This is a genomic window from Streptomyces sp. NPDC086989, assembly GCF_044745505.1.
Taxonomy (GTDB): domain Bacteria; phylum Actinomycetota; class Actinomycetes; order Streptomycetales; family Streptomycetaceae; genus Streptomyces.
In genome coordinates this window covers 177,467-198,973 of the sequence record NZ_JBIVAL010000013.1, presented here as the reverse complement: position 1 = coordinate 198,973, position 21,507 = coordinate 177,467, and the positions used below count along the sequence as shown (strand labels likewise).

Genomic DNA, 21,507 nt, shown 5'->3' with positions numbered 1-21,507 from the left:
GGGCGGCGGGGGGCCCGGCCCGGCCCGGTCGTCAGCGTCGGCGGGGGCGGGTGCGCTTGACCTTCAGTGCCTCGAAGCGCGGTACGTCGCCCTCGCGGACCCGCTGCCAGGCCCGCCGGTAGAGGTCCGCGGCCGGCTCGTCCGGCACCAGGACGCCCAGGACCGGACGCCCGCCGGGGGCCAGCCCGTACATCGCGAGCTTCCACTGTTCCACCGGCAGTACCGGGGAGGGCATCTCGGCCCAGCCGCCGGGCAGGAACAGCGAGCGGCCCGCCCGGGTCCGGGAGGCCGTCACCACGAGCTCGGTGGCGGCCAGTTCGGTGCGGGCGGCCTTGAGCCGGGCCGGCTTCCAGCCCGTCCAGCGCGCCACGTTGCGGTCGGTGGGGTCGGGCATGGCGAGCAGGACCAGGTAGAGGGCGGCGGCGTCCGCGCCCAGGCCGTGGGCCTCGCCGACCTCGGCCACCAGCTCCGGTACCGAGCGGCCGGGGTCCTGCGGCCACCAGGTGCCGTCCTGGTCGACCGCGTCGTCCCCGGCGCCGGCCGCCGGGGCGCCGGGGTCGGCGAGCAGCGCGGCGAAGCGCGGGTCGTGGACGGCCCGCAGCGCCGTCTCCGCTGCGGACGGCTGCTGGTCCTCGCCGCGCAGCGCCGGGAGGTAGGGGTCGGAGCCGGTGGAGTCGAGCAGGGCCGTCTTCACTGCGGGCTTGGGCCGGTCGTCGTGGGTGGCCATGACGACGGCGCCGTACCGCTCGTAGCCCGCGGCCGTCTCGGTGGGCGTACCCGCCGCCTTCCGGAAGTCGGGGAGGCTGGTGTAGTGCCCCACGGTGAGGAGGAGTTCCGGCGCGGCGAGCCGCTGCCGTACGGCGGTCAGGGCGGGCGGCAGGGCGGCCCGCAGCGGGTCCCCGGCGGGCAGCCGGTGTGCCAGCCAGGCCGTCAGGGTCAGTACGCCGGTCAGGACCTCCGAGGTGAAGGGCTCGGTGGCCGGTTCCCGGGGCTCGGCGTGGTCCCCCTTCACCTCCCAGGCGACGTCCACCGAAAGCGGCCGGGACGCCGCGGGGTCGAGGATCGCGGCGAGGGCGCGGTGCGTGGACCAGCCGGTCCTCGCGGCGCGGGTGGCCTCTGCGAGCAGCCACTCGGGCACGGGTGTGCGGCGGCCCACGCGGCGGTTCCACTCCTGGGCGGCGGCGGCCACGTCCGGGCCGTCGGTCCACAGCCGCGCGGGGTCGGCGGGCAGCAGTGCGGCGACGACCGCCCGGCGCACCTCGACGTCGAGGCCCTTCAGCTCGGTCCGGGCGTGCTTGGCGTCGGCCGCCTTGACGCCGAGGGCGGTGCGCAGTTCGGCCGGCAGGAAGTTCGCCTGCCAGCTGTCGATGTTCGGCAGGCCGGCCAGCACGAGCCGTGCGAGGGTGCCGGACACGCCGGTGAGGCGGGCGAACTCGTCGGCGGCCTCGGGGCGCAGCGGTGCCGGGCCGCGGTCGGCGGCCTCGGTCAGGAAGGCCGTGAGCCAGCCGGCGCCGCGCTCCCGGTCGCCTACCGGGGCCTCACCGCGCACGGTGTAGGGGCCGGGTACCTCGAAGCGGCCGGAGGGGTCGTGGAGCAGCGCCCCGAACTCGTGGCCGTCGGCGACGGACGTGCTGTGCTCGGTGAGGCCGAGGACGGCTCCGCCGCCGAGCGGGAGCAGGCTGCGGTGCGAGGTGTTGCGGGAGACGCCGTCCGGGGTGCTCAGGTGGCGCTGGTCGAGGTGGACCAGGACCCGGCGCCAGCGGCCGGCGCAGGCCCCGGCGGAGGCCAGTCCGAGGGCGTCCACCTGGCCGAGCAGGGTGCACAGTGCGGCCCGCTGCTCGTCCGTGGTGCCGACGGCGACGGCCCGGTAGGCGACCGCGGCCGGCTCGTCGAGCAGCGTGGTGAAGGGCAGGGCGGAGTAGTCCAGGGCGGGCATGTCGAAGTGGAGGCGGCCGGGTACGGCGACGGCGCCCGTGTCGGCGCACGCCTCGGTGAGGCGGGTCAGGAAGCGGTGGGCGACGTCCTTGTCGGTGCCCCAGCTGTAGTAGCCGGTGCCGGCGATGCCGCGCAGCGCCTGCTCGACGAGCTCGTCGGGGGGACCCTGCGGTTCGTCCGCCGGGGACCCGCCGCAGTAGAGGCGGGCGGCGACGCCGTCCAGGGCCTTTTGCTGGGTCAGGGCGAAGCGCACGACCTCGACGATGCCGCCGATCAGCTGCTCCGCGGTGACCTGCGGCAGGGCCGCGGTGACCAGGCCGGGCAGGTCGGAGGCCTTCTCGGCCTGGGCGGCGGCCTTCAGCAGGGCGGCGACGGTGTCGTGGTCGGCCGTCCGCAGGGCTGCGGAGCCCTCCGGGTCGCGGGGGCGCAGGGTGTACCAGAAGGGGAGCGGCGGGAGGCTGACGCTGCCGGTGGCGAAGCCCTCGTCGCGGTCGCTGCGCGTCGTGGCGGTGACGATGCCGTCGGGGTCGACGATGCTGAGTTCGCGCCAGCGCAGGGTGAGCGCGCGCGGCCGTTCGTCGCCGGGGAAGGCGAGGGCCGCGACGGGCATCTCGGCGCCTTCGGGCGTACGGACGGTGCGTCCGGCGGCGTCGCAGCCGTGCCAGCCCTGCCCGGGGACGCGGACGGCGTGCCAGCCCAGGAGTCCGTCGGCGGGCGCGCCGAGCGCCGAGCCCTCGACTACGGGGGCGGGGCGGAGCCAGGCGGACCGGTCGGAGAGGGTGGCGTCGGAGGGGTGGGCGCGCAGGGCGTCGGCGAGGAAGGCCGGCCGGGAGTACCGGCCGCGCGCACCGTCGGCCGGGGCGTACTCGCGCCAGCCGCCCTCGTGGTCCTGGTCGCGGTGCTGCCACACCCAGTGCGAGGTGCCGTCGGACAGCAGGGCGTGCTCGGCGGGCAGGGCCGTGTCCCCGGCGTGCAGGACGCCGCCGCCGGTGGCGCGGCCGCCCCCGGCCAGGGGCAGGCTGATGTGCTCGGAGCGCAGCGACCAGTAGCTGCGGTCGGTGCCCAGGGAGAAGACGTGGTGCGGGGCGGTGTGCCAGTAGCCCTGGACGTCGCCGCTGTTCCAGGAGGTCCAGAAGACGAGGAGGGCGCCGTCGACGTAGTGGAATCCGTAGCGGTGGGAGCCGCCGGCCGGCACCCGCAGGTCGTGGGTGAGCACGGTGGAGTCGGCGTCGATGACGCGGACCTGGACCGGGTTGGCGATGATGAGGTGGGGCCAGGCCTCGACGAGGGTCAGGTTCCCGCGGCGCAGGGCCTTGCGGTCGGCGAGTTCGACGAGGGCCTCTTCGAACGCGGGCCAGGTGAACTCCTCGAAGAGACCTCCGCGCAGGGTGCGGGCGAGGATGTCAGCGAGATCGGTGCCGGCGGCCGCGGCGACTTCTTCGCGGGCGAGTTCGAGTGCCTCGGCGGGCAGCCACGTCAGCCGCTGGATGGCGTCGGGGAGGGCGGGCAGGCCGGCGGCGGTGGAGCTGCGGGCGACCTCGCGCATCCATTCGGTGAGCATCGGGCGGCCGCCGGGCGAGGCGGCGAGCAGGCGCACGAGTTCCACCGATTCGGCGTTGCCGCCGAGGGCGTGTGCGGTGCGCCGGAAGGCGGGCCGGAAGCGCTGGTCGGCCGCGATGGCGAGCAGGTCGCGCCGCTGGTCGGAGCGTGCCCAGTCGGCCAGGTTCAGCTGGTCGTGGCGCCGGCGGGGGGAGGCGGGGTCGGGTTCGGGGTCGGTGACCGGGATGTCCAGGGAGAGCAGCAGGTCCAGCAGGTCGGCGTCCTGGACGCCCACGTTCAGGCCCGTTTCGCGGCCGGGTTCGGCGAGTTCGGCGCGCAGCCGGTCGGCCGCGCGGGTCACGAGGTCGAGCAGGGCGGGCAGGGTGGGGCGCGAGCCCCAGCCGCTGTGCCGGGCGGCGTGGAAGCGTTCGAGCCAGCCTGCCGCCCCGTCGGAGCAGCGCTGCCCGGCGGGCAGGCCGGCGTCGACGAGGCCGGCGGTGGCGCCGGACTGTTCCAGGACGTCCAGCCAGAGGGCGGAGAGTTCGCCGTCGCCGCCGGGCGGCATCAGGGCGAGCAGGGTGCCCCGTACGTCAGGCACCCGCCGGGCCAGCGCGATCAGCGCGGTGCGGTGGGCCTTCCACCAGCCGAACGCGGCGCGCAGGGTGGCGGGCAGCGGCAGCAGCTCGGCGAGGTAGTCCTGTTCGGCCTCGCTGCCGGTCAGGCCGGCGGCGCGGGCGAGGCGGCGCAGCTCGGTGGCGGCCTGCGCGGAGGGCGGCAGCCCGCCGGCGGTGCGGCGCACGCACAGGCGGCGGAAGCGCTCGTGGGCCTCGGCGGGGCTGACGCGGGTGGACAGTTCCCTGGCGTAGCCGGTGAGCACCTTCACCGGGAGCGCGCCGGCCAGGGCGAATTCGAGGAAGACGGCGTCGAGGCGGTCCTCGTCGACGGCGAGTCCGTGCTGGGCCTCGCTGGTCCGGGCGCGGCCGAACAGCTGGGCGGCGTATGTGGTGTTCTCGACGGCGAGGAAGACGCGGGCGGCCTGCTCGTAGAAGACGGGCAGGAAGTGCGGGACGGCGGCGGCGAGCCGGCCGGCCAGTTCGAGGCAGGCGTCGAGGGCGGCCTTGGGCTTGGTCTTGGCCTGGCGGGCGAGACGGTCGAGTTCGGGGACCACGGCGAGGGCGTGGTGTCCGTCCTGCGGGTGGTGGACGAGGACCCATTCGGGGAAGCCGAGGGCCTGGCGCTGGCCGAGGCCCACGACGGGCGGTTCGCCCTCGTCGCGTACGAGTCCCAGGAAGCCGGCGGCGAGGTCCTCGGCCGGACCCAATTCGGCGGCGGCGAGCCGGATGACGACGCGGTCGTCGGCGAGGGCGGGGTGACGATAGGTGCGTGCGGTCAGGTCGACGGCCGACGGGCCGGCGCCCTCGGTGCCGTGCGGCAGCACGGCACCGGCCTTGAGCAGCAGTTCGGCCTCGTGCGCGGCCTCGGTCGCCGTCGCGGTGGTGGTCGTGGTGGTGGTCGTGGTGGTGGTGCTCATCGCGCGTCCCCGCCCTCTTCGATCTTGCGCCCGGCGTAGAGCGCCGCGGCCATTCGCATTCCCTCGGACCAGGCGACCGGCCCGACCTCCGTCAGACGCACCACCCGGCCGTCCTCGTCCTGCCAGTTCAGGGCGCCGGTGGTGGTCTCGTCCTCGTAGTAGGGCTCGCCGATCCAGACGGCCGCCTCCGTACTCCGGCCGGTGTCGCGGACCTTGCAGGTCGCGTAGCCGCCGGAGACGCGGTAGCCGAGGCCCGTCGCGCGGGCGGCGAGGCCGAACCGGTTCGCGAACACGCCGCCCGCGTAGTCCCGCACCTCGGTGGCGGTGGCCGCCAGCCCCGCGGGCTTCTCCCAGGTGGGCCGGTGGATCTGCTCGACGCGCTGGACGATGCCCAGTTCGGCCGCGAAGTCCCGTACGTCGTCCAGGTCGGGCAGCAGCACCGGGTGCGGCAGGGTCACCGTGCGCGGGGAGAGCCGTACGGTCTCACCGTCGAGGTTGACCACCTTCAGCTCACCGGACGCGGTGGCGTCCCGCAGGAAGCCCACCTCGTCCGGGTCCTCGCCGACGACGGCCACGTCGCGCAGCGCGCTCTGCCAGGCCTCGTCCGGCCAGACCCGGGCGATCAGTGCCGTCGGCACGGGCAGCGAGGACACCATCCAGGAGTCCACCTGGGCGATGCAGGCGGCCTCGTGCCGCTCCAGCCATTCGGCGAGCCGGCGCAGCCGGTCCACCTCGGGATGGTCGCGCAGTGCCTTGGGCAGCGTCTTCAACTGCCGTCCCGCCGTGCGGCCGGTGGCGGACCGCGCCGCCACCTTCCCCTCCACCAGGGCGATCTCGTACCCCTCGCCCGCCGCCAGCCATGCCATCAGTACGTGCCCCTCCGCCTGCCCGGTCCATGTGCGCGCAGCGTCGACCAGGGGGAAAACCCCCTGAGCTGCGGTATGCGGGGAGACTAGCGAGAGCCACTGACAGCGGCCCCACGAGGGGCCCCGGCTCGACACGGGGGCGGGCACGGCCGGTTGCGCGCCGGTTCGCGCGCCGGTTCGCGCGCCGGTTTGCGTCCCGGTGTGGCGGCCGGCCGCCGTCCGGTTGATTGTCCGGTTCTGGGTAGTCTCTTCCGGGACAGGGTGCGGAAGCCGGCTCGGGGTGGGTTCATGGGACGTCAGACAGGTGTGCGCGGTGCGGTCCTGGCGGCCTCGGTGCTGCTGGCCGTGGCCGGGTGTGCGGGGACCGGCACGGCGGGCAAGGACGCGAAGCCGTCTGCCCCGTCCGTCCCGGCCGGCGCATCGCCCTCCGCTTCCGGGGGCGGGGACGCCAAACCGTCCTCCGGGGACGTGCTGCCCGGTCTGGTGACGGTCCAGGTGGCCCGCACGCAGCTGGCGGCGCTGAAGGTCGCACAGCCCGGCACGATGGCCGGTTACAGCCGGGCCAAGTTCACGCACTGGGCCGAACAGGGCAACAAGTGCGACACCCGCGAGGTGGTCCTCAAGCGCGACGGCAAGGACGTCAAGCAGGACTCGGAGTGCAAGGCGGTCTCCGGCACCTGGACGAGCCTGTACGACGGGACGGTGGTCACCGACGCCTCGAAGATGGACATCGACCACGTCGTGCCGCTCGCCGAGGGCTGGCGTTCGGGCGCGGCCGGCTGGGACGCCGCGCAGCGCAAGGCCTTCGCCAACGACCTGACGCACCCCCAGCTGCTGTCGGTGTCCGCCGCCACGAACCGCTCCAAGGGCGACCAGAGCCCCGACCTGTGGCAGCCGCCGGACAAGGCGAGCTGGTGCCAGTACGGGCGGGCCTGGACCACCGTGAAGTCCGCCTACGGCCTGACCGTCACCGAACCGGAGAAGAAGATGCTCTCGACGATGCTGGACACGTGCGCGTCATGACCGGGCGCCCGCGGCAGTGGCAGGACGACGTGCTCGCCGGGCCCGGCGGGGCGATGACCGATGAAGTCGGCGTCGTCACGGGCCCGCTGACCGTCCGGACGACGGCGGTCGCGGGCGGCCTGGCCCGGATCGACGTCCAGTACAAGGACGCCGAGGAGTGGTACGTCCTGACCGGCAGCCCGGTCCCGCACCACGGCGACCCGGCGGCCGTGCACGCCGCCGCGCTCGCCGCCGTCCGCGCGGGGCACGCCGCGCAGGCGCCGGGGACGGCCCCCGGCTGACCCGGGGGCCGACGCCCCGGGGGGCGGTCCCGGACCCGGGGGCCGGTTCCGGACCCGGGGTTGCGGAGGCAGGGGCCGCACGGGGCGGGCGCCGTGGTCAGGCCTCGTACTCCGTCAGGTCGATGCTGTGCACCTGGAGCATGTGGCCGTGCTCCGGATCCGTCGTGTCCAGGTCCGCCACCATGCCGAGCTTGCGGATCACGTTCTCGGACTCCTCGTGGCCCGACCGGTTGACCGCGATCACCCGGTCGAGGCCGCGGTCCTGGAGGGCGAACTCGAGGGTGGCCTGCGCGGCCTCGGAGGCGTAGCCCTGGCCCCAGTACTGGCGGCCGAGCCGCCAGCTGATCGCGACGAAGTCCCGCACCTCCTGCGGCGACTGCGCCACGCTGAGCCCGACCGCCCCGATCAGCTCGCCCGACGCCAGCAGCTCGACGGCGAAGACGCCGAAGCCCTCGTCGTCCCACTCCTCCTCCCAGCGCTCGATCTCCTCGGCGGTCCCGTCGAGGTCGAGGGTCGAGCCGTCGCCGATCCAGCGCATCACGTCCGGGTCGGCGTTGATCTCCGACAGGGGGACGAGGTCGTCGTCGGTCCAGCGGCGGAGGAGGAGGCGGGGGGTACGGATCTCGGTCATGCCCCCATCCTGCCGAACCCCGCCGACCAGCGGTAATCGGGTCGGGGCCCGGCGGTGTGGAAGCGGACCTCCGGCGCCTGGGAGCCCGGGGGGGGCCGGAACCGTCGGGGAGCTGCTGCGGCACGCCCTTCGGATGCCGGCCGAAGAAGGCGCCGACGGGGCGCCGGGTCAGGTCGGGCCCACGGGCACCCGGCAGCGGCGACGGCGGAGGCAGCCCGGGCGCGCGCTCGCGGCGGGCCGGTCGGTGAAGGTGCAGTGGTTCGAGTCGTCGAAGGTGATCCAGCGCTGCCGGCCGTCGAGCCGCTTCCCGTTCGGGTCACCGGACGGCCGCCGGTGCCGGCTGCGGATGCCGGTTGCCGGCTGCCGGCGCCGACGGGAACAGCCCGCCGTCCGTGTCGGTTCCGGCGCGATGCGCGGGTCGGCCGCCATGGCGGCGACCGCGGTGGAGCCGCCGCTGGAGTTTCCCGCCATCGTGTTCCGGCCCTGGTCGCGACGGCCGGGTCGAGTCCACGGTCGGTGGTCGGCGGGCGGGCCTCCTCGGCGGTGAGCCAGGGGTGCACCGGGCGGCCGGTGCCGTGCCGGGCCGGGTGGCGCACCCCCACCATCAGTTCGCGCGGCCGGACCCCGCCCCCGGGCCGGTCCTGGTGCGGTCGACCAGGTGCAGGATCGCCTGGCGACCCCGAACTTGCCGCTGCGGCACGGTAGTTGCGGCAGCACCGTCCGGGTGTTCGCGGAGGCGGCCGCCGACGGCGCGGACCTCGATGTGGCGGACCTCGGCGGGGCGGACCTCGGACGTCAGGACACGGTGATCGCGTCCAGCTTCGCCCGCAGGTACGCGTGGGAGTCCACCGGCTCGTGCACGACCCGGCCGACCGGCGCCGGCAGCGACTCGACACGGGTGTGCGCGTCGCATTCGTAGAAGTACACGAGCGAGACGAGTTCCTCGGCCGGAGCGTCGACGGGCGGCGGCAGCACGCGGTGCCGGCCCGCGCGCCAGCGGTCCCCCGTCCAGCGGGCCATCAGGTCGCCGATGTTCACGGTGAGCGCGGCCGGGTCGTACGGTGCGTCCTGCCAGCCGTCGGCGTCGGTGTGGATCTGGAGCCCTCCGGAGCCCTGCTGGCGGTCGAGGACCGTGACCGTGCCGAAGTCCGTGTGCGCCCCGATGCGGAACTGGCCGGGCAGGGGCTCGCCGAGCACCTCGGTGCCGGGGTACCAGTTGAGGTTGAACCCCCAGGTGGGGTGGCCGGTGTGGCGGGTGAAGTGGTCCTCGGCCACTCCGAGTGCGGTGGCGAGGAGCTCCAGCAGCTCGTCGGACAGGGCCCGCATCCGGGCGAGGTACTCGACGACCAGCGGCCGCAGCGCGGGCACCTCGGCCGGCCAGGTGTTCGGGAGGAACCATTCGGCGTCCACGGACGGGTCGCCGGTGGGCTCGTCCGCCGCGAACGACCAGGATTCCTTCAGATCGGGCGGCGAGGCGGCCCCCTCCGCGTAGCTGTTGGCCTCGGCGCCGGGGCCGAGCCAGCCGCGGCTGCCGACCGCGACCGCGTACGGCTGCTTCACCTCGGCGGGCAGCCGGAAGAACTCCTTGGCGGCCTCCCGGATCCGGGCGGGCAGCCGGGGGTCCACGCCGTGCCCGGTGATCAGCAGGAACCCGGCGGCCTGCAGGGCCTCGTCGACGCGGGCCGCGGTCCGCTCGCGCGCGCCGGGGTCGCCGGAGCGCCACGGCCCGAGGTCGATCACGGGAACCCGGGAACGGGCGGCAGCGGGGTCGGAGGAACCCGGGGGAAGGGGGGAACCCGCAGAGGCCTGGGGTTCGGTGGAACTCGCCATCGGGGCCTGCCTTCCGAGCCGGTGTCGGCTTCCGCTTCCGAGGCTATCGCCCGCACACCCGCCGGGCCCTGCGGACGCTCCGGCTCCGCATCACCCATGTCGGTGGGTCCGGGACGTGGTCCGCCGTGTGGTCCGCGGGGTCGGCGAGCGGGGCCCGCGAAGCCGTCAGGCGCGGGGGGCCGGCAGGGTGTAGCGGACCCCGCCGTCCTCCGTCGAGCCCGTGCGCTCGAAGCCCGCCCGGCCGACCACGCCGTGTGAGGGCGCGTTGTCCTCGTCGACCGAGGCGTGCAGCGCGCTCACCCCGGGCTGTCCGAAGGCCCACGCGGTCAGGCCGTTCAGCGCATCGGTGGCATAGCCGTTGCCCCGGGCCGACGGTACGAGGTCGTAGCCGACCTCCGCGTGCCCCTCGGCGTCGGGGGCGGCGTGGAAGCCCATGCCGCCGATCGCGCGCCGGTCCCGCGTACGCACGATGGCGTACGCGCCCCACCCCGGGCGGTACGTACCCTCGTCGCGCGCCGTGGCCACCATCCCGGCGGCGAACCGCGTGCCCTCGCCGGGGCCGTCCTCGGCCCAGGCGAAGCCGCCGGTGCCGCCCGCATGGAGATCGGCGGCCACGTTCGGCGAGATCTCGCACAGCACGACGCGACCGGCCGCGACGGGTTCGCTGTACCAGCGCCAGACCCGGCGTCGGGGCAGCCCCGGGAGCCCGGCGCGGCCGGTCGCCCACAGCAGGGCCGGCCAGGGGGCGGCGGTGCGCGGGACGTGCGGGAAGAGCCGGTCGAGCACCTGCTCACAGAGGTCCGCGTCGGGCTCCCAGTCGTGGACGCCGAGGCCGTTAAGGATGTCGTGGGTGTGCAGCAGCGTCTCGACGACGCCCATCGCGGCGAATCCGTCCGGGCCGGCCATACCGCACGGGTGCCAGGCCCGGACCTCGGGAGGGGTCACGGCCACGGCGGCGGAGAGCAGGCCTCCGGTGGCCTCGATGACGTCGATCAGGCCCGAGGGCGTGGTGCCCGGGTCCGCGCTTATGTCGAAGGGTACGTACGCGCCGGTCGCGCGCCCGGTGAGCTGGGCGGCGTAGCCGGTGAAGTCGCCCGCCACGTGGACGGCGGTGTCGTAACAGCTCCACTCCAGGTCGGCGGCCGGGACGGACCAGTCGAGGTGCGCCACGTCACGCAGCGCCCGTGCGGTGAGGGAAACGGATCGGCCTACGGCATCGGAGCCCATGATCGTCATGGGCGGAACCCTAGGTCCGCCCCGGGCGCCCGGGCCACCGGATTTCGGGCGGTCACGGAGCGGCGTCCGGGAGCGGGCCGCCGCAGTGCGCACAGGAGCGGGCGGACGGTCCGGCGGCGAGCCGTCCGCAGTCGGGGCAGACGAGGTGGAGCAGGCAGGCCGGCTCCCCGCCCTCGGGCGGGGGTGCGGCCGCAGGGCCGTGGTCCGCGGCCGACCCCGCGTCCACGGTGGCCCCTGCCTCCTCCGTCTCCGATGCCTCCTCGGCGTCTGCTGCGTCCGCTGCGTCTGCTGCGTCTGCTGCGTCCGCTGCGTCCGCTGCGTCCTCCGCGGACTGGAGGTGTCGGGAATGCTGCGTCATGACCGTCCTTCCGGTACCCCTGTCCCTCCCCCGGGACGGCCGCGGCACACCTGACGGATAAGCTCGGGGCCGGTCCGCGTCGGCCGTACCCGGGACAGGCGCGAGGCCGAGGCTGTGGTTGATCACCCTGCTTCGTGTCGCCCCGACCGCACCCGCCCTGCCGTCCTGCCCCGGAAATCGCACATGAGCACCGCTTTGCAGCCCCCGTCCGCCCCCGCGACCCCCTCGACGCCCGCGCCCCCACCGTCCCCCTCGTCGCCCGCCGCCGAATCGTCCCGGTTCCGGTTCGCCGCCGGGCGGGCGCCCGCGCGGCCCACTCCCGCAGCCGCCTTCCACAGCATCAGCGCCGTGACGTCGGTCCTGCTGGGGCTCGTCGGGATCGGCGCGGTGCTCCACGAGCCGGTGCTCATACCGCCGCTGGCCGCCAGCGCCGCTCTCGTCCACAGCGCCCCCACCCTGCCCCTGGCGCAGCCGCGCAGTGTGGTCGTGGGCCACCTGCTGGGCGCCGCGGTCGGATACGGCGTCCTCGCCGCAGCCGGCGGCAGCGCCTGGGCGGCGGCCGTCGCCGCCGGGGTCACGCTGGCGCTGCTGATGGCCGCGCGCACCCCGCACTCCGCCGCGTGCGCCACCGCCGTGGTGGTCGTGCTCCAGAGCCCGGCTCCGGGCCGGTTCGTCCCCCTGCTGTTCGGCGCGACGGTGCTGCTCGTCCTGACCGGGTACGCCGCCTCGCGCGTGCGGCGCAAGGCCCCGAGGTACCCCGCCTACTGGTGGTGAGCACTCCGGTGCCCACCGCGCGTCCGCCCGATGATTCCACGCCGCTGCGGGAGTCTTGGTTACCGAGGGGCCGGCCCGGCCGGCCCCTCATCGGGAGAGGCATCGGGAGAGGTGGAGTGATGACCGGCCTGCGCGACATCCTGGAACGGCACGTGAGCAGTGGACCGCTGCCCGGGGCGGTGGGCCTGGTGGCCCGCGGCGACCGGGTGGAGGTCGAGGCCGTCGGCTCGGCCGACGCCGAGGGCACGGCCCCGGTGGTCCGTGATTCGATCTTCCGTATCGCCTCGCTCACGAAGCCGGTCACGGCCGCCGCGGTCATGATGCTCGTCGAGGAGGGCCGGCTGGCCCTGACCGATGCCGTCGCGCCGTGGCTGCCGGAGATCGCCTCGCCCCCCGTCGTCCGTACGCCCGCGAGCCCGGTCGACGACGTGGTGCCGGCGGAACGCCTGATCACCGTGTCCGACCTGCTCACGTTCCGCGCCGGGTACGGCTTCCCGTCCGATTTCTCGCTGCCCGCGGTCGGCCTGCTGTTCAGCGAGCTGAAGCAGGGGCCGCCCCAGCCGCAGCACACGGCGGCGCCGGACGCCTGGATGAAGGCGCTGTCGCGCATTCCGCTGCTGCACCAGCCGGGCGAGGCCTGGCTGTACAACACCTGCTCCGACATCCTGGGCGTGCTGATCGCCCGGGTCACGGGTCAGTCGCTGCCCGAGTTCCTGGCCGAACGGATCTTCGAGCCGCTCGGCATGGCGGACACCGGGTTCGCCGTCCCGGCGGCGGACCTGGGCCGGTTCACGAGCCTCTACCGCGCGGGCGACGGCGGCCCCGAACTGATCGACGCGCCCCATGGGCAGTGGAGCAGCGTCCCGGCCTTCCCCTCCGGCGCCGGCGGTCTGGTCGGGACCGCCGACGACTTGTACGCGTTCGCCCGGATGCTGCTCGCGGAGGGCGCGCTGGACGGGGACCGGGGCCGGCTCCTTTCGGCCGGGTCGGTGCGGATGATGACCACCGACTGGCTGACCGCGGACCAGCGGGCCGGCGCCGGGCTGTTCCTGGAGGGCCAGGGCTGGGGGTTCGGCGGGTCTGTGGACGTCACGCCCCGCGATCCGTGGAACGTGCCGGGGCGGTACGGCTGGGTCGGCGGCACCGGGACCGCCGCCCACATCACCCCCGCCACCGGCTCCGCCTCCGTCCTGCTCACCCAGCTGGAGATGGCCGGTCCGACCCCGCCGGCCCTGATGCGCGAGTTCTGGGCGTACGCGGCCGGCGTATGAGCCCCCCGCATCGCAGGCCCTAGGGACCCGCCGGCCAGACGGGACTTTGACGACACGACCTAGAGGCGGACGCTCCAGTCGACGGTGTTCTTCAGGGTGCCGGCGGTCTTCGGGTCGCGGACGGAGGGCGTACGGTCCTCGGCCGTGACCGACAGCTTGTGCGTGCGCAGGTCGAAGAGCCACAGCTCGGCGACGGCGACCTCGGTCCGCCCGGCGAAGCGCTTCAGCTCCCGGCCGTCCAGGTACCAGCGGACGTCCGGCTGCCGTCCGTCCTCGCCGGCCAGGCGGGGTACGGAGACCTTCGCCGTGTTGCGCAGCCGCAGGGTGCGGCCGGTCGGGGTGAGCGGCGTGGCGATCTTCGCGTGCTGGTAGAACCCGGCGATCATCGCCTCGGCGCCGGGCAGGTTGAAGGGCTTGCCGAGCACCCGCATGATCGAGGCGTCGGTGGGCCGGTTCAGCCCGGTGACGTAGTAGCCGCCGCCCTCGTACGCGCCGACCGTGCCGCCGTCGGGCGACGGTGCGCCGAGCCAGCGCCACCACTTGGCGTGCTCGGCGGCCATCCGGTCGGCGGGCAGCGTGGAGGTGTTGGAGTCGGCGGGCTCGGGGCCCTCGTACTTCTCGTAGCCAGGGGTGCCGGGGTAGAAGTACTCGTCGGCGAGCTTGCCCAGGGAGTGGCCGGTCTCGTGGATGGCGACCTGTCCGGACTTCGCGTTGCCCGCGGAGGCCGTCGATATCCCCTCGTAGCCGAGGGTGGCGCTGGGTTCGTTGTAGCCGGCGCCGCCGTACTTGGCGCTGTTGGCGAGGACCAGGACCAGGTCCGCCGCCGGTGCCTTGGCCACGTACGCGTCCACCTTCGGCTGGTCGATGCAGAGCAGCCGCTCGATGTCCTCGCACCAGAAGTAGGAGCCGAGGGCGGTGTCGCGGACGGTGGCCGGCGTGGGGTCGCCGGAGACGCCGGAGTCGTGGGAGACGGCGTCGACCGTCCACACGTTGAAGAGGTTGCGGTACGTGGCGTACGGCTCGACGGCGGTGATCTCGGCCCACTTGGCCCGGGCGTCCGCGTGGAACCGGTCCTGCTCGGCGGCGGTGTATCCGTCGCCGACGACCACGATGTCGAGGCGGTCGGCGGTCGGGCCGTTGTCGACCTGCTTGGCGACCTCGCCGTCGGCCGCCCGTTCGGCCTCGGACAGCTGTGGGGCCTTCCTGGCCCGCCCGGCGGCGGGGACGCGGGTGTGGCCGGATCCGGCGGTGGTGCCGTCCTCCGGCCCGGGGATCTCCACCTCGGTCCCGGCCTTGGCGGGTGCCGTCGAGGGTTTCGGCGGCGGCGCCGCCGCCGCCGTGTCGAGGGGGCCCGCGGCCAGCAGCAGGGCCGTCGTGCAGACCGCGGCGAGGGCGGCGCGCAGCTTCGGGCGGAGGGACGCGTCCATGAGGTTTCTCCCCGTTAAACGGCGGTGTAAGTGTGCTGAATCGGTTGCTTAAACTAGGGGGCGCACGGGACGTGCGCAATGGCCTGCCGCCCCTGCACCATGGGGAGTTGGAGCAACCAGGGGGTCTACATGGACGAACCGGCCGAGATCGGACGCAGGGTTGCGCGCATGCGCGCCGAACGCGGTCTGACACAGCGGGCGTTGGCGGAGCCGTCGTACACGTCCGCCTACATCTCGACGCTGGAGGCGGGCAAGGTGCGGCCCTCGGAGACGGCGCTGCGCTTCCTCGCCGGGCGGCTCGGCACCTCGTACGAGGAGCTCGCCACCGGGCGCCCCGCCCATCTGGCCACCGAGCTGCGGCTGGCCCTCACCGACGCCCAGCAGACGCTGGCCACCGGCGCCGCCACCGAGGCCGCCGCCCGCTACCGCCGGCTCCTGGCGGAAGCGGAGGGGCTCGGCCTCGACGCCGAGCGGGCGGAGGCGCTGCTGGGCCTGGGCGACTGCGCCCTGGAGGCGGGGGAACTGCCGGAGGCCATCGGCCACTTCGAGGCGGCCGAACGGCTGCTGGCCGAGGAGCCGCTGCCCCGGCGGGCCCGGCCGATCCGCGGGCGGGCCGTCGCCCACCTGCTCGCCGGGGAGCTGCGTTACGCCTGCTACCTGCTCGAATCGACCATCGACGAGCTGAACGCGAGCGGGCTGGCCGACCCCGAGGCGCTGGTGCTGCTGTACGCCGCGGTGATCGGCCCGTACATCGACATGGGCGCCCACGGCCGGGCCGCACACGCCGCCGAACTGGCCTTGGAGCTGGCCCCGCAAGTGGCCGATCCGGCGCTCGTGGCGGGGATGCACCGGCAGGTCGCGCGTACGTTCCTCACCGCGGGCCGGCCGGCCGACGCGGACGCCTCCCTCGCCAAGGCGCAGGCGATCTACCGGCAGCTGCGGCTGCGGACCGACCTGGCGCACTGCCACTGGATGCGCGGCTACGTACAGGCGCAGAACGGCGATCTCGGGGCGGCCGAGGCGGAGTTGCGCACGGCCCGGGACATGCTCTCCGCCCGGCGGGCCGCCCTGTACACGGCCCAGGTCGAGGTGGAACTCGCCGATGTGCTGCGCCGCCTGGGCCGCTGCGAGGAGGCCGCCGAGCTGCTGTCCGGGCTGCTGGAGCTGGGCGACAGCCATGGCGCGGTGCATGCGGGCGGCGCGCACCGGCTGCTCGGTCTGATGGCGGAGGAACGCGGGGAGACCGAGTCCGCCGAGGAGCACTACGTGCAGGCGCTGACCCTGCTGGAGCGCAGCGGGGCCAGCGGTGATCTGGCGGATCTGTGCCGGCTGCTGGGTGATCTGCTGCGCCGCACGGGCCGGGTGGAGGCCGCGTTGGACGCCTACCGCACGGGGCTGGGCCACCGCGCGGCGCCGGGCACCACCACGCTGGGTCCGGCGCCCGCGTCACCGCTGCGCCGGTGACGCGGGCCGGGGCGCGGCTGCCGGGCGAACGCCGGGTGGCCGAGCCCGGCGAACCGCTGGGGCGTGCGGGGTGTCCAGAGCGCCCGAGGCCGCCTTTGCCTCAAATGGGACAAAAATGCCTCACTCAGGCGATAAAGGGTTCATCCCTCCTGGCAACGCGCCGGCAATGAGGCCCGTCAGTCCTCCCCGGTCCGGGCGCGTGCGCCCGACCGGGTCCGCGCCGCGATCTGGGCGCGCTGCGGGTGCCGGCGTACGTACTCGTGCTCCAGCTCGTTCATCCGCTGCGTGTGGGTGACCAGCGCCTCGTCCGACCCGTACAGCAGGGTCTCGTGGCGGGTCCGGTGGATGGCCTCCAGCTCTTTGAGCAGCTTGCCCTCCTCCAGCTCACCCGCCGCCGGACCGCCGTCGTGCTCCGCCATGGCCCGTACACCTCCTCCCCTCCATCATCCCCTCCGGCGTCCCATTCGGCGCTGCGACTACCCTTGCGCCATGACGCTGCGCACGGCCGTCGACGTGAACGTCGACGCGATGATCGAAGACCTCCGGACCCTCGTCGAGATCGAGTCGCCCTCGCGGGATCTCGACGCCCTGAGCGCATCCGCCAAAACCGTCGCCGCCGTCATCGAGAGCCGCCTGGGCGGGCACGCCGCCATCGTCGAGAGCGAGGCCGGGCCCCATGTCCACTGGTCGGCCGGCGGCGAACCCATGGTGCTGATCCTCGGTCACCACGACACGGTGTTTCCGCTGGGCACCCTCGAACGCCGTCCGTTCGAGGTCGTGGACGGGCACGCGACCGGCCCCGGGGTCTTCGACATGCTCGGCGGCCTGGTGCAGGCCGTCCACGGTCTGGCGGCGCTCGACGACCTGTCGGGCGTCGAGATCCTGGTGACCGCCGACGAGGAGGTGGGATCCCACTCCTCCCGGGCCCTCATCGAGGAACGCGCGCTCGCCTGCGGCGCCGTGCTGGTCTTCGAGGGCGCCGCCGACGGCGGGGCCCTCAAGACCGGCCGCAAGGGCTGCGGTTCGTTCCAGGTGTCCATCACGGGCCGGGCCTCGCACGCGGGCCTCGAACCCGAAGCCGGGGTCAACGCACTGATCGAGGCCGCCCACCAGGTACTGGACATCGCCGCGCTCAGCCGCCCCGGGGCCGGCACGACCGTGACCCCGACCGTCGCGTCCGCGGGCACCCTGGACAACGTCGTTCCGGCCGAGGCGGTGCTCCACGTCGACGTCCGGGTCGAGACGGCCGACGAGAAGGACCGCATCGAAGCCGCGTTCGCGGCGCTCGCCCCGCACCTGCCCGGGGCGGAGATCTCGGTCCACGGGTCCATCGGCCGTCCGCCGATGCCGCAGTCGGCGTCGGCCGGCCTCTTCGCGGTGGCCCGGCAGCTGCTCCCCGGCCTCGAAGGCCGCTCGGTCGGCGGCGGGAGCGACGGCAACTTCACGGCCGCGCTGGGGGTGGCGACCCTTGACGGCCTGGGCGCCGTCGGGGGCGGCGCCCACGCCGACCACGAGTACGTCGTGGTCGACGCCATGGCCGAGCGGGCGAACCTCGTGGCCGGGCTCGTACGGGCCCTTCGGCACGCGCAGACGGACGGGAACCGGTAGCCCCTTCGACAGAAGGCGGAAGGCGGAAACGGGATGAGGGCGGCCAGCGAGTAGACAGTGTCTACTCACTCCTGGTAGACACGGTCCATGGAACAGGACAGCCCTCTGCGGGAACGGCTCATCGACGTCGGCGTCGAACTCGTGCTCACCGAGGGGACCGCCGCCCTCGGGCTGCGCGAGATCGCCCGGCGGGCCGGGGTCTCGCACGGCGCGCCCCGCCGCCACTTCCCCACCCACCACGCGCTGCTCTCGGCGATCGCCCGGCGCGGATTCGCTGACCTCGGCGGCCGGTTCGCGGCCGCGACCGCGACCGCCCCCTCGCCCCGCGGCCAAGTCCGGGCGCTCGGCTGCGCGTACGTCCGCTACGCGCTCGAACACCGGGGCATGTTCGAGCTGATGTTCCGGCACGACCTGCTCGACAGCGAGGCCCATGCAGGCACCGGGCAGGGCGCCGGCGGGCCGGAGACCATCGGACAACAGCCACCGCAGTTGCGCGAGTCCACGATCCCGCTCTTCCGCATGCTCGTCGGGCTCGTCAGCCGCTGCGGGGCCACCGGCGACGCCGAGGTCGTCGCCGCCGCGCTGTGGGCCAATCTGCACGGCGTGGCCCAGCTGTGGGCCTGGGGCAGCCTGCCCCTGGTCCTGGGACCCGGTCACGCGGCCGGCGTCGAACGCCTCGTCGACGCCGCCCTCGACGCCCACCTCGGCCCGGAGCAGGGATGAGCGGCCCCCGGCAGCGGATCGCGCTGCTCGTCAGCGCCGGCGGCGCGATGCTCGTGGCCCTCGACGGCACCGTCCTCAGCGTGGCGCAGCCCCGCCTGACCCACGACCTCGGGGCGAGCGTGGGCCAGGTCCAGTGGACCAGTACCGCCTATCTCCTCGCCGTGGCCGCGTTCCTCGTCCTCGCCGGCCGCCTGGGCGACCGGTACGGGCACGCCCGGCTGCTCCTCGTCGGCGCGCTCGGCTTCGCGGCGGCCTCCGCCGGGATCGCGCTCGCGCCCGGCGTCGGCTGGGTCATCGGCCTGCGCGCCGTCCAGGGCGTGTTCGGGGCGCTGCTGCAGCCGGCGACCCTCGCACTGCTGCGGCTCGCCTATCCGGCCGACCGGCTGGCCACCCCGGTGGCCGTGCGGACCGGTGCCATCGCCGTGGCCGCCGCGGCCGGCCCGCTGCTGGGGGGTGTGCTCGTCGCGGAGTCGGGCTGGCGTTCGGTGTTCTGGCTGAACGTGCCGGTCGCCCTCGTGATCGGCGCGCTCGCCCTCGCCGTACGGGTGCCCGCGCCGCCGAGGACCGGAGCGGAACGGGCGCCCGCACCAGCCGGTGCGGCGCTGCTGGTCGCGGCGCTCGCCGTACTCGTGCACGCGCTGGCCGGCGTACCCGCGCACGGCTGGACCGCGCCGCCCACGCTGCTCGGGCTCGGCGGGGCCGGCGCCCTCGCGGTGGTGCTCGTACGGTGTGAACGGCGGGCCGCGCAGCCCCTCGTACCGGCTGCGGTGGCACGGTCCCGGCCGGTCACGGCCTCGATCGCGCTGCTGGCGGCCGTCTCCGCAGGCATGTTCGGGGCGCTGTTCACGGCGACGTTCCTGCTCCAGGACGTACGGGGCCTCGACCCGCTCGCCACCGGGCTGCTGGTGCTGCCGCTGACCGGGTGCATGGTCGCGGGCGCTCCGGCGGCCGGGGTGGCGCTGCGCCGGTACGGGCCGCGCCGGACCGCGCTCACCGGTGCGGGCCTGGTCGTGCTCGGCATCGGCGCCCTGGGTGCCTGGTGGTCCGGGCCGGGGGTCATGGCGGCGTTCGCGCTGCTCGGTGCCGGGTTCGCCGCGGTCATGGTGACGGCCACCGCCTCCGTGGTCGGGGACGCCCCGGCCGGGTACGCCGGGGTCGTCGGCGGGCTCAAGCAGACGGCCATGAACGTCGGTCCGACGCTCGGCATCGCCGTCGCCGCGGGCGGCGCCGCCGGTGCGGGGGCCTCGCCGACCGCCCTGTTCGCGCTGGCCGGACTGGCCGCCGTGGGGCTGGTGCCGGCGTCACTGCTGCCGAGCGGCGCGCGCCGTGCAGCTGCGGGCGACGTCGTCGGCGAAGACCCGGGCGAGCGGGGACAGGGCCGTCCAGCGTCGGACGGCCCAGCCGACGGCGAGCGGCGGCAGGTCCGGGACCGGGACGAGGCGCAGCGGGCCGTCTGAACCGGGAACCCGCCAGCCGGGCAGGGCGGGCACCACGGCGTGCCCGACGCCCAGTTCGGCCAGCAGCAGGGCGGTGTCCCAGTCGGCCACGCTGGTGTCGGACCGTATCCGGATGCCGGATTGCGCGAAGGCGGCGTCGAGATGGGCGCGGGACGCGGAGTTCTCCGGGAGCCGGATGTGCCGGATGCCCGCGAGGTCGGCCGGTTCGATGCGGGCCCGGGCGGCGAGCGGGTCGTCGGCGCAGACCGCGAGGACCCAGGGCAGCTCCATCACCGGGCGCTGCTCGATGCCCCGCACCGGCCGGCCGATGGTGATCCAGGCGAGGTCCAGGTCGTCGGCCGCGAGGGCGTCGAAGCAGCTGCGGCTGGAGTTCTCGGTCTGGAACTCCAGGCTGACCTGGGGGTGCCGGCGCCGGAAGGCCACGACGGCCTGGGACATGAAGTGCCGCACCGTCGTCGCGCCGGTGGTGATGCGCACCGATCCGGTGTCCCCGCGCACGAGGTCGTCGAGGCGGCGCAGGGCGCCGTCGAGTCCGGCGATCCCGTCGGCGGCGGCCGCCTGGAGGATGCGACCCGCCTCGGTGGGGACGACGCCGCGCGCGTGCCGCTCCAGCAGGTCGGTCCCGGTCTGCTTTTCGAGGCGGCGGACGTGCTGGCTGACGGCCGACTGGGTGCAGCCGAGATCGCGGGCCACGGCGCTGAGACTGCCGGCCCGGCAGACGGCCACGAACACGCGGAGGTCGTCGAGAGTCATGAGGTCCAAGCTACCGCTTGGGTGTTGATAGGAAATCAGAGGATTGACTTGGGTTTCGGAGTGGATCAAGCTCGATGCGGGGCCCCAAGGCGGCAACCCGTCCCCGCCCGCGCCACGGTCCGGACCTGGCGCGGGCGGGGACGGGTGTCGACCCGTCCCGACGAAAGGACCACGCCCATGCCGACACCTGACCCGACCCCGAACCCGAACCCGGAACCCACACCGACACCGACACCGACACCGGCCGGGGATCGCGAGGCGCGCGCCCTCGCGCTGCTGCACGAGCTCGGCGCCCAGCACGTCGACCACCCCGGCGGCACCCTGCTCGCCCACCTGGAACGCGTCGGGGCGCAGCTCGGTGCGTGGGGAGCGCGGCCCGAGCTGCGCCTCGCGGGCCTGTGCCACGCGTTCTACGGCACGGACGGCTTCGCCACCGCCCTGCTCCCGGTCGGCCGGCGCGCGGAACTGGCGGCGGTGATCGGGGCGGAGGCCGAGGAGATCGTCCGTCTCTACGCCGGCTGTGACCGCGCGGCCTCCTTGCCGACGCTCGCCGCCGACGCGCAGACCGTGGCGTTCCGGGACCGGTTCACCGGCCGGGCCCACTCCCCCGGCCTGCAGGCGCGGCGGGACTTCGCGGAGCTGACCGCCGCGAACGAACTGGACATCGCCCGGATCGACCCCTCCTTCCGCGCGGCCCACGGGCCCGCGCTCCTCGCGCTGTTCACCCGGCTGGGCGGTCTGCTGAGCGAGCCGGCCCGGCGGGACTGCCGTGCCGTGCTCGGCGGCGCCGCGCCCTGAGC

General features: G+C 75.0%; 18 protein-coding genes and 1 pseudogene. 9 read left to right on the top strand and 10 right to left on the bottom strand.

The features are described 5' to 3' along the window. Positions 1–31: 31 nt before the first annotated feature. Together ACIPK4_RS29180 and ACIPK4_RS29175 are read right to left on the bottom strand one after the other, a co-directional pair. On the bottom strand, positions 32–5,005 hold the full coding sequence (locus tag ACIPK4_RS29180; protein ID WP_402317878.1) for a DNA-binding protein: 4,974 nt from the start codon (positions 5,003–5,005) through the stop codon (positions 32–34). Then, positions 5,002–5,871 carry a DUF4132 domain-containing protein gene (locus ACIPK4_RS29175; RefSeq protein WP_054225212.1) on the bottom strand — a complete coding sequence of 290 codons (870 nt, stop codon included), beginning with the start codon at positions 5,869–5,871 and terminating at the stop codon, positions 5,002–5,004. The genes ACIPK4_RS29180 and ACIPK4_RS29175 overlap by 4 nt, the downstream gene beginning before the upstream one ends. A 288-nt stretch (positions 5,872–6,159) precedes the next feature. Between ACIPK4_RS29175 and ACIPK4_RS29170 the strand changes: the two genes are divergently transcribed. Both ACIPK4_RS29170 and ACIPK4_RS29165 read left to right on the top strand, forming a co-directional pair. Then, positions 6,160–6,894 carry an HNH endonuclease family protein gene (locus ACIPK4_RS29170; RefSeq protein WP_402317875.1) on the top strand — a complete coding sequence of 245 codons (735 nt, stop codon included), beginning with the start codon at positions 6,160–6,162 and terminating at the stop codon, positions 6,892–6,894. Beyond that, positions 6,891–7,175, top strand: coding sequence for a hypothetical protein (locus tag ACIPK4_RS29165; protein WP_402318056.1), 285 nt, complete (start codon positions 6,891–6,893; stop codon positions 7,173–7,175). The genes ACIPK4_RS29170 and ACIPK4_RS29165 overlap by 4 nt, the downstream gene beginning before the upstream one ends. 97 nt (positions 7,176–7,272) lie before the next feature. On the opposite strand, the gene ACIPK4_RS29160 is transcribed toward ACIPK4_RS29165, so the two are convergent. The 5 genes from ACIPK4_RS29160 to ACIPK4_RS29140 all read right to left on the bottom strand — a co-directional run bounded on the left by ACIPK4_RS29160 (position 7,273) and on the right by ACIPK4_RS29140 (position 11,230). Beyond that, positions 7,273–7,806, bottom strand: a complete 534-nt coding sequence (locus ACIPK4_RS29160) for a GNAT family N-acetyltransferase (RefSeq protein ID WP_402317873.1) — start codon at positions 7,804–7,806, stop codon at positions 7,273–7,275. Positions 7,807–7,974: 168 nt separating this feature from the next. Then, on the bottom strand, positions 7,975–8,277 hold the full coding sequence (locus ACIPK4_RS29155; RefSeq protein ID WP_402317870.1) for a hypothetical protein: 303 nt from the start codon (positions 8,275–8,277) through the stop codon (positions 7,975–7,977). 324 nt (positions 8,278–8,601) lie between these two features. Further along, a complete protein-coding gene (locus tag ACIPK4_RS29150) occupies positions 8,602–9,636 on the bottom strand; it encodes an isopenicillin N synthase family dioxygenase (protein ID WP_402317867.1) in 1,035 nt (344 codons plus the stop codon). A gap of 165 nt (positions 9,637–9,801) precedes the next feature. Further along, entirely contained in the window at positions 9,802–10,872 is a 1,071-nt protein-coding gene (locus ACIPK4_RS29145; RefSeq protein WP_402317865.1) for a GNAT family N-acetyltransferase, read from the bottom strand. Between the two features lie 52 nt (positions 10,873–10,924). Then, positions 10,925–11,230 carry a hypothetical protein gene (locus ACIPK4_RS29140; protein WP_402317862.1) on the bottom strand — a complete coding sequence of 102 codons (306 nt, stop codon included), beginning with the start codon at positions 11,228–11,230 and terminating at the stop codon, positions 10,925–10,927. Positions 11,231–11,413: 183 nt separating this feature from the next. Here ACIPK4_RS29140 and ACIPK4_RS29135 point away from each other — a divergent pair, with 183 nt between their 5' ends. Next, entirely contained in the window at positions 11,414–12,004 is a 591-nt protein-coding gene (locus tag ACIPK4_RS29135; RefSeq protein ID WP_402317859.1) for an HPP family protein, read from the top strand. A gap of 119 nt (positions 12,005–12,123) precedes the next feature. After that, entirely contained in the window at positions 12,124–13,275 is a 1,152-nt protein-coding gene (locus ACIPK4_RS29130) for a serine hydrolase domain-containing protein (RefSeq protein WP_402317856.1), read from the top strand. A gap of 59 nt (positions 13,276–13,334) precedes the next feature. Here the strand turns inward: ACIPK4_RS29130 and ACIPK4_RS29125 are convergent, their stop codons facing one another. Beyond that, positions 13,335–14,702: a M64 family metallopeptidase gene (locus tag ACIPK4_RS29125; RefSeq protein WP_402317853.1), complete on the bottom strand. Its 1,368-nt coding sequence runs from the start codon at positions 14,700–14,702 to the stop codon at positions 13,335–13,337. A gap of 129 nt (positions 14,703–14,831) precedes the next feature. Here ACIPK4_RS29125 and ACIPK4_RS29120 point away from each other — a divergent pair, with 129 nt between their 5' ends. Beyond that, positions 14,832–16,166 (top strand): tetratricopeptide repeat protein, encoded by a 1,335-nt coding sequence (locus ACIPK4_RS29120; RefSeq protein WP_402317850.1) that lies wholly within the window; start codon positions 14,832–14,834, stop codon positions 16,164–16,166. Positions 16,167–16,342: 176 nt separating this feature from the next. On the opposite strand, the gene ACIPK4_RS29115 is transcribed toward ACIPK4_RS29120, so the two are convergent. Further along, entirely contained in the window at positions 16,343–16,585 is a 243-nt protein-coding gene (locus ACIPK4_RS29115; RefSeq protein WP_402317847.1) for a DUF6158 family protein, read from the bottom strand. Positions 16,586–16,655: 70 nt separating this feature from the next. On the opposite strand from ACIPK4_RS29115, the gene ACIPK4_RS29110 reads away from it, so the two are divergent. The 3 genes and pseudogenes from ACIPK4_RS29110 to ACIPK4_RS29100 form a co-directional block, all read left to right on the top strand. Then, the gene (locus tag ACIPK4_RS29110; RefSeq protein WP_402317844.1) at positions 16,656–17,774 is read left to right on the top strand and encodes a M20 family metallopeptidase; all 1,119 of its coding nucleotides are present in this window, start codon (positions 16,656–16,658) and stop codon (positions 17,772–17,774) included. Between the two features lie 87 nt (positions 17,775–17,861). Beyond that, complete coding sequence (locus ACIPK4_RS29105; protein WP_402317842.1) at positions 17,862–18,497, top strand: TetR/AcrR family transcriptional regulator; 636 nt, start codon at positions 17,862–17,864, stop codon at positions 18,495–18,497. Then, positions 18,494–19,834: pseudogene (locus tag ACIPK4_RS29100) on the top strand (MFS transporter); the annotation flags it as partial. The gene ACIPK4_RS29105 and the pseudogene ACIPK4_RS29100, both read left to right, overlap by 4 nt. Here the strand turns inward: ACIPK4_RS29100 and ACIPK4_RS29095 are convergent. Then, on the bottom strand, positions 19,799–20,707 hold the full coding sequence (locus ACIPK4_RS29095; protein ID WP_402317839.1) for a LysR family transcriptional regulator: 909 nt from the start codon (positions 20,705–20,707) through the stop codon (positions 19,799–19,801). The pseudogene ACIPK4_RS29100 and the gene ACIPK4_RS29095 sit on opposite strands and share 36 nt — an antisense overlap. Positions 20,708–20,884: 177 nt before the next feature. Between ACIPK4_RS29095 and ACIPK4_RS29090 the strand changes: the two genes are divergently transcribed. Further along, positions 20,885–21,505, top strand: coding sequence for a DUF6817 domain-containing protein (locus tag ACIPK4_RS29090; protein ID WP_402317836.1), 621 nt, complete (start codon positions 20,885–20,887; stop codon positions 21,503–21,505). The last annotated feature ends 2 nt before the right edge of the window (positions 21,506–21,507 follow it).

What these genes read in the sequence shown, in the direction of transcription:
- ACIPK4_RS29120 (WP_402317850.1), top strand. Translation starts at nt 14,832, where the DNA reads ATGGACGAACCGGCCGAGATCGGACGCAGGGTTGCGCGCATGCGCGCC.
- ACIPK4_RS29155 (WP_402317870.1), bottom strand. Translation starts at nt 8,277, where the DNA reads ATGGCGGGAAACTCCAGCGGCGGCTCCACCGCGGTCGCCGCCATGGCG.
- ACIPK4_RS29165 (WP_402318056.1), top strand. Translation starts at nt 6,891, where the DNA reads ATGACCGGGCGCCCGCGGCAGTGGCAGGACGACGTGCTCGCCGGGCCC.
- ACIPK4_RS29090 (WP_402317836.1), top strand. Translation starts at nt 20,885, where the DNA reads ATGCCGACACCTGACCCGACCCCGAACCCGAACCCGGAACCCACACCG.
- ACIPK4_RS29135 (WP_402317859.1), top strand. Translation starts at nt 11,414, where the DNA reads ATGAGCACCGCTTTGCAGCCCCCGTCCGCCCCCGCGACCCCCTCGACG.
- ACIPK4_RS29170 (WP_402317875.1), top strand. Translation starts at nt 6,160, where the DNA reads ATGGGACGTCAGACAGGTGTGCGCGGTGCGGTCCTGGCGGCCTCGGTG.
- ACIPK4_RS29130 (WP_402317856.1), top strand. Translation starts at nt 12,124, where the DNA reads ATGACCGGCCTGCGCGACATCCTGGAACGGCACGTGAGCAGTGGACCG.
- ACIPK4_RS29175 (WP_054225212.1), bottom strand. Translation starts at nt 5,871, where the DNA reads ATGGCATGGCTGGCGGCGGGCGAGGGGTACGAGATCGCCCTGGTGGAG.
- ACIPK4_RS29125 (WP_402317853.1), bottom strand. Translation starts at nt 14,702, where the DNA reads ATGGACGCGTCCCTCCGCCCGAAGCTGCGCGCCGCCCTCGCCGCGGTC.
- ACIPK4_RS29150 (WP_402317867.1), bottom strand. Translation starts at nt 9,636, where the DNA reads ATGGCGAGTTCCACCGAACCCCAGGCCTCTGCGGGTTCCCCCCTTCCC.
- ACIPK4_RS29140 (WP_402317862.1), bottom strand. Translation starts at nt 11,230, where the DNA reads ATGACGCAGCATTCCCGACACCTCCAGTCCGCGGAGGACGCAGCGGAC.
- ACIPK4_RS29110 (WP_402317844.1), top strand. Translation starts at nt 16,656, where the DNA reads ATGACGCTGCGCACGGCCGTCGACGTGAACGTCGACGCGATGATCGAA.
- ACIPK4_RS29115 (WP_402317847.1), bottom strand. Translation starts at nt 16,585, where the DNA reads ATGGCGGAGCACGACGGCGGTCCGGCGGCGGGTGAGCTGGAGGAGGGC.
- ACIPK4_RS29145 (WP_402317865.1), bottom strand. Translation starts at nt 10,872, where the DNA reads ATGACGATCATGGGCTCCGATGCCGTAGGCCGATCCGTTTCCCTCACC.
- ACIPK4_RS29095 (WP_402317839.1), bottom strand. Translation starts at nt 20,707, where the DNA reads ATGACTCTCGACGACCTCCGCGTGTTCGTGGCCGTCTGCCGGGCCGGC.
- ACIPK4_RS29160 (WP_402317873.1), bottom strand. Translation starts at nt 7,806, where the DNA reads ATGACCGAGATCCGTACCCCCCGCCTCCTCCTCCGCCGCTGGACCGAC.
- ACIPK4_RS29180 (WP_402317878.1), bottom strand. Translation starts at nt 5,005, where the DNA reads ATGAGCACCACCACCACGACCACCACCACGACCACCACCGCGACGGCG.
- ACIPK4_RS29105 (WP_402317842.1), top strand. Translation starts at nt 17,862, where the DNA reads ATGGAACAGGACAGCCCTCTGCGGGAACGGCTCATCGACGTCGGCGTC.